This is a genomic window from Pantoea sp. BJFS-204 (genome assembly GCF_049310725.1).
GTDB classification, from domain to species: Bacteria; Pseudomonadota; Gammaproteobacteria; order Enterobacterales; family Enterobacteriaceae; genus Pantoea; species Pantoea agglomerans.
This window is the reverse complement of sequence record NZ_JBMOWE010000008.1, coordinates 226,361-232,360: the sequence shown is the minus strand read 5'-3', so window position 1 is coordinate 232,360 and position 6,000 is coordinate 226,361. Positions and strand designations below refer to the sequence as shown.

Here is a 6,000-nt window from a genome sequence, read left to right as displayed (position 1 = left end):
GCCTCTGCTGCTGAAAGGGCTATCCGCAGCGCTGAGGCGTGACGGTGGGCCAGAAGTCCACGCCGGGAAGCGTGGACAGTTCGGGGCCGGCCAGGGAGGGCCGATCCCCGAACGGTTCGTCGGCACGACGTCAAAGCCGAAGGTACCGCGTGAGCGGCGCGAGGACGGCCCGGCAGCAGCAGAGGTGCGCTGGCCCGCACTGAGGCTCGCTCGCCCATAAAAAAAGCTGCCACGTTTGACCGTGACAGCCTTTACAAATCTAATCTTAACTGACCAGCATTACCGTTGTGCGGGCCTTTTTTGTTTTATCTTTACCGCAGCCGGAGCGTTACTCTTTCTTCTCGTCGTCCTCATCCCGATCCTCTTTCACCGGGGTGCTGGCGGTGAGCAGGAACGGTGACTGCTGCCAGCGGGTGCGGCGGTGGCGCAGCAGGGTGCGTGAGAGAATAATGCCGATAGCCAGCGCCAGCAGCATCATCAGACGCAGAATATTGGTGGTGTTATCGACCTGATGTGAGTCGGTGACGAGCACGTGGGTATCCAGCGTCACGCGCAAAAAGCCCAACGGACCCTCGTTTCCGGCCAGCGGCTGCACAATCTGATGGTTGAAATAGCTGCCCGCGCGCTGGCCGTCGAGCGCCAGCCGATCGCGGACATTGATGTTTTCACCGCTGTGCGCCACCAGGCTGCCATCGCCGTCATAGACCGATGCATCCAGAATACGGCTGTTAGCCGTCATCTGATTAAGAATGGCTTCTATCTGAGTCCGATTATTTTCACTGTTGTCCATCAACGGCTTAAGGCTGAACGCCACCTGGCTGGTCAGCGTATGCGCCAGCTCCTCGACCTGTTCTGAACGTGCCGCCTGATGGCCGAGGCTGAACCAGGATGCGCCCTGCATCAGCACGACCAGCAGTGCCATCGAGATGAGAACGATCACGGTACGATGTAAGCGAAATTTCAGTGCGGTTTTAGCCATTAATCATCCGGGTCATATCACAACAGAAAGCCTGGAGATTATGTTGCCAGAAGCGGCGCAGACAAGGTAGCCTCTTGCGTGGTTTTGTTGTCCCTACAGGAGCTCTGATGCCAAATCGTTTAACCTGGTGCGATCTTCCCGCCGATGTCTCTCTCTGGCCGGGTTTGCCCCTTTCTCTTAGCGGTGATGAAGTGATGCCGCTGGATTATCGCGCTGGCCGTACCGGCTGGCTGCTGTATGGCCGCGGGCTGGATAAGCAGCGGCTGACCGATTACCAGCACCAGCTGGGTGCCGCCATGGTGATCGTCAGCGCCTGGAACGTCGATGAGTATCAGGTGATTCGCCTGGCGGGATCGCTGACGCCGTTTGCCAGCAAGCTGGCGCACGACGCTGGCCTGGATGTTGCGCCGCTGGGCAAAATCCCGCATCTCAAAACGCCAGGCCTGCTGGTGATGGATATGGACTCCACCGCGATTCAGATCGAGTGCATCGATGAGATTGCAAAACTGGCGGGCTGCGGCGAGCAGGTGGCGGAAGTCACGGAACGCGCGATGCGTGGCGAACTCGACTTCACCGCCAGCCTGCGTCAGCGCGTGGCCACACTGCAGGGGGCAGACGCCAATATTCTGAAACAGGTGCGTGATGCCCTGCCGCTGATGCCTGGCTTAACCACCCTGACGCAGAAGCTGCAGGCGCTGGGCTGGCAGGTTGCCATCGCGTCTGGCGGCTTTACCTACTACGCCGAATACCTGCGCGACAAGCTGCATCTGTCGGCGGTGGTCGCTAATGAACTCGAAATTCGCGACGGCAAACTGACCGGCAACGTGCTGGGACCGATTGTCGACGCACAATACAAAGCCGATACCCTGAAGAAGCTGGCGCAGCGTTTTGACATCGCGCCGGAACAGACGGTGGCGATCGGCGATGGTGCCAATGACCTGCTGATGATCAAAGCCTCAGCGCTGGGCATTGCGTTCCATGCTAAACCTAAGGTGAATGAGCAGACTGCGGTCACCATTCGCCATGCCGATTTAATGGGGGTGTTCTGCATCCTCACCGGCAGCCTGATCCACGAAGAGCGTTAACTGAGGTATTGATTTGGCCAAAGCGGCAAAACGCGCATTTGTCTGTAACGAATGTGGCGCAGATTACCCACGCTGGCAGGGGCAGTGCAGCGCCTGTCACGCCTGGAACACCATCACCGAGGTGCGCATTGCCGCCTCGCCCGCGGCTGCGCGTAACGAGCGCCTGAGTGGCTATGCCGGCAGCGCCGGCACCAGCCGGGTGCAGAAGCTCTCTGAAATCAGCCTGGAGGCGTTACCGCGCTTCTCGACCAGCTTCAAAGAGTTTGACCGGGTGCTGGGCGGCGGGGTGGTGCCGGGCAGCGCCATTCTGATTGGCGGCAGCCCCGGCGCAGGCAAATCCACGCTGCTGCTGCAGGTGATGTGCCGGTTGTCAGAGGGGATGAAAACCCTGTATGTCACCGGTGAAGAGTCACTGCAGCAGGTGGCGATGCGCGCCCATCGTCTGGGATTACCCACCGAAAATGTGAATATGCTGTCGGAAACCAGCATTGAGCAGATCTGCCTGATCGCCGAACAGGAGCAGCCGCAACTGATGGTGATCGACTCGATCCAGGTGATGCACATGGCGGAGATCCAGTCATCGCCGGGCAGCGTCGCCCAGGTGCGTGAAACCGCCGCTTACCTGACGCGCTTCGCCAAGACGCGCGGCGTGGCGATCATCATGGTCGGTCACGTCACCAAAGATGGCTCCCTGGCCGGACCGAAAGTGCTGGAACACTGTATCGACTGTTCGGTGCTGCTGGATGGCGATGCCGATTCCCGCTTCCGCACCCTGCGCAGTCATAAAAACCGCTTCGGCGCGGTCAATGAACTGGGTGTGTTTGCCATGACCGAGCAGGGCATGCGTGAAGTCAGCAACCCGTCAGCTATTTTCCTGTCGCGCGGCGAAGAGATCACCTCGGGCAGTTCGGTGATGGTGCTGTGGGAGGGAACGCGACCGCTGCTGGTGGAGATTCAGGCGCTGGTCGATCACTCGATGATGGGCAATCCACGCCGCGTGGCGGTAGGTCTGGAGCAGAACCGTCTGGCGATTCTGCTGGCCGTTTTACACCGTCACGGCGGATTGCAGATGGCGGATCAGGATGTGTTCGTTAACGTGGTCGGCGGCGTCAAAGTCACCGAAACCAGTGCTGACCTGGCGCTGATGCTGTCGATGGTGTCGAGCCTGCGCGATCGTCCGTTGCCGCAGGATCTGGTGATCTTCGGCGAAGTGGGACTGGCGGGCGAAATCCGTCCGGTGCCCAGCGGTCAGGAGCGCATCGCTGAAGCGGCGAAGCATGGCTTCAAACGCGCCATTGTGCCGGCAGGGAATGCACCGAAAAAACCGATTGCCGGGATGCAGGTTTTCAGCGCGAAGAAGCTGGCCGATGCGCTGGCGATTCTGGACGATCTGTAACGCGCCTGCGGCCGCCAGCGAAAAGCCGCTGGCAGGCCGCTCCCACCTTAACCGCATTGATGCAGGAGGCACGACATGTCGTCGTTTGATTATCTGAAAACGGCCATTCGCCAGCAGGGCCACACGCTGCAACAGGTCGCTGATGCCAGCGGCATGACCAAAGGCTATCTGAGCCAGTTGCTCAATGCCAAAATCAAAAGCCCCAGCGCGCAAAAGCTGGAGGCGCTGCACCGTTTTCTGGGTCTGGAGTTTCCGCGCCGCGATAAAACGGTCGGCGTGGTGTTTGGTAAATTCTATCCGCTGCACACCGGCCATATCTATCTGATTCAGCGCGCCTGTAGCCAGGTCGATGAGCTGCATATCATTATGGGCTACGACGAGCCACGTGACCGCGAACTGTTTGAGAACAGCGCGATGTCACAACAGCCCACGGTCAGCGATCGACTGCGCTGGCTGCTGCAGACCTTTAAGTATCAGAAAAATATCCGCATTCACGCCTTTGATGAGGAGGGGATTGAGCCCTATCCACACGGCTGGGATGTCTGGAGTAAGGGCGTCAGCGCGTTTCTCAGCGAGCACGGTATTGCGCCGGATTGCATCTACACCAGCGAAGCGCCCGATGCGGAGATGTATCAACAGCATCTTGGCATTCAGACCGTACTGGTCGATCCCAGCCGATCCTTTATGAGCATCAGCGGCGCGCAGATCCGTCAGGATCCTTTCCGCTTCTGGGATTATATCCCGACCGAAGTGAAACCTTTCTTTGTGCGCACCGTGGCGATCCTCGGCGGGGAGTCGAGCGGTAAATCGACGCTGGTGAATAAACTCGCCAACATCTTCAATACCACCAGTGCCTGGGAATATGGCCGCGACTATGTCTTCTCCCACCTGGGCGGTGATGAAATGGCGCTGCAATATTCAGATTACGACAAGATCGCGCTGGGCCAGGCGCAGTACATCGATTTCGCGGTTAAATATGCCAATAAAGTGGCCTTTATCGACACCGACTTTGTGACCACGCAGGCGTTTTGTCTGAAGTATGAGGGGCGTGAACATCCGTTTGTGCAGGCACTGATCGATGAATATCGCTTTGATCTGGTGATCCTGCTGGAGAACAACGTGCCGTGGGTTGCCGATGGCTTGCGCAGCCTGGGCAGTTCCGTGGATCGACGGGAGTTTCAGTCGATGCTGGTGACGATGCTGCGGGAAAACAACATCGAATTCCTGCACGTGCAGGAAGATGATTATGACACCCGTTTCCTGCGCTGCATTGAACTGGTGAAAGCGATGCTGGGCGAGAAAAACGCCCAGCCGTAACGCATGCTGTGACCCGGTCTGCCGCAGGGCAGCCGGGTCAGCGCATTAATACACCATCACTACTTTGCCGCGCATGTGGCCTTCCAGCACGCGCTGATGGGCAGCAGTTAAGGTCTCAACGCTTAGGCCGTGCAGCGTCTCGCTCAGTGTGGTTTGCAGCTTACCTTCATCCAGCAACGCCGAGACGGCATCCAGAATCTCACCCTGACGCGCCATATCCGGGGTATTAAACATGCTGCGGGTGTACATCAGCTCGAAATGCAGGGCAGCACTCTTCAGCTTCAGCTGATCCATCGACAGCGGATGTTCATTTTCCACGATGGTGCAGATATGACCCTGCGGGGCAATAAGCTTTGCCATGGTTTCCCAGTGACCGTCGGTATCATTCAGGCAGAAGATATAATCGACCTGCTTAATGCCCTGTTTTTCCAGCTCACCAATCATATCTTTGTAGTTGATCACCAGATCGGCGCCGCGATCGCGGCACCACTGCGCGGAATCTTCACGCGAAGCGGTGGCAATGATCTTCACCTTGCTGCGCAGTTTCGCCAGCGGGATCGCCAGCGATCCGACGCCGCCTGCGCCGCCCACGATCAGCAGCGTCTGATCTTCCGTTGCTGACTCAAGGTTCAGTCGCTCAAACAGTCCTTCCCAGGCGGTCAGGGCCGTCAGCGGGATCGCGGCGGACTGCGCCCAGTCCAGGCTCTCTGGCTTGTGACCGGTGATGCGTGAGTCAACCAGCTGCTCGGTGCTGTTACTGCCAGGACGGGTCAGGTCACCCGCATAAAAAACTTTATCGCCTGGCTTAAAGTTGCTGACTTTGCTGCCCACTTCCAGCACCACACCGCTGGCATCCCAGCCGAGGATGCGTGGCTGCTCTAATCCGTTCTTCTTCGCCCCTTTGTGAACTTTGGTATCGACCGGGTTGACCGACGCGGCTTTGACTTCGACCCGCAGGTCATACTCCCCTGGCGCTGGGGTGTCAGGGAAAATTTCAGTGAAGTTTTCAGGACTTTCCGGATTAATTGCGATAGCGCGAATAGACATACATTTTTCCTGTTTAGTCAGGCTGGAAGCCTGGATCTGGTGGTTGCCATTCTGGCCCTGAAGAGTGCTCACACTCCGCAGGGGCTGTGCCACGCTGTCCGTGGCAGACTGGCTGATGATTCGGAACAGGCTTTAAGTGTAGAACCTGATTTTAGCAGTGATAAGATGGACAATCT

Annotated in this window: 5 protein-coding genes; 3 read left to right on the top strand and 2 right to left on the bottom strand. The window is 58.1% G+C overall.

Annotated elements, in window-relative coordinates; genetic code table 11:
- Positions 1–328: 328 nt before the first annotated feature.
- Positions 329–979, bottom strand: a complete 651-nt coding sequence (locus tag ACO6VX_RS19710) for a YtjB family periplasmic protein (protein ID WP_010253606.1) — start codon at positions 977–979, stop codon at positions 329–331.
- 107 nt (positions 980–1,086) lie between these two features.
- Between ACO6VX_RS19710 and serB the strand changes: the two genes are divergently transcribed.
- From serB to nadR, 3 genes are all read left to right on the top strand, one after another.
- A complete protein-coding gene (gene serB / locus ACO6VX_RS19705; protein ID WP_033770935.1) occupies positions 1,087–2,064 on the top strand; it encodes a phosphoserine phosphatase in 978 nt (325 codons plus the stop codon).
- Positions 2,065–2,077: 13 nt separating this feature from the next.
- Positions 2,078–3,460 carry a DNA repair protein RadA gene (gene radA, locus ACO6VX_RS19700; RefSeq protein ID WP_010253610.1) on the top strand — a complete coding sequence of 461 codons (1,383 nt, stop codon included), beginning with the start codon at positions 2,078–2,080 and terminating at the stop codon, positions 3,458–3,460.
- 75 nt (positions 3,461–3,535) lie between these two features.
- Positions 3,536–4,777 carry a multifunctional transcriptional regulator/nicotinamide-nucleotide adenylyltransferase/ribosylnicotinamide kinase NadR gene (nadR, locus tag ACO6VX_RS19695; protein ID WP_010253612.1) on the top strand — a complete coding sequence of 414 codons (1,242 nt, stop codon included), beginning with the start codon at positions 3,536–3,538 and terminating at the stop codon, positions 4,775–4,777.
- Positions 4,778–4,822: 45 nt separating this feature from the next.
- Here nadR and ACO6VX_RS19690 read toward each other — a convergent pair whose 3' ends face one another.
- A complete protein-coding gene (locus tag ACO6VX_RS19690; protein WP_033756486.1) occupies positions 4,823–5,824 on the bottom strand; it encodes a zinc-binding alcohol dehydrogenase family protein in 1,002 nt (333 codons plus the stop codon).
- Positions 5,825–6,000 lie beyond the last annotated feature (176 nt).

Coding starts and splice junctions, on each gene's coding strand:
- ACO6VX_RS19690 (WP_033756486.1), bottom strand. CDS start 5,824: ATGTCTATTCGCGCTATCGCAATTAATCCGGAAAGTCCTGAAAACTTC.
- serB (WP_033770935.1), top strand. CDS start 1,087: ATGCCAAATCGTTTAACCTGGTGCGATCTTCCCGCCGATGTCTCTCTC.
- ACO6VX_RS19710 (WP_010253606.1), bottom strand. CDS start 979: ATGGCTAAAACCGCACTGAAATTTCGCTTACATCGTACCGTGATCGTT.
- nadR (WP_010253612.1), top strand. CDS start 3,536: ATGTCGTCGTTTGATTATCTGAAAACGGCCATTCGCCAGCAGGGCCAC.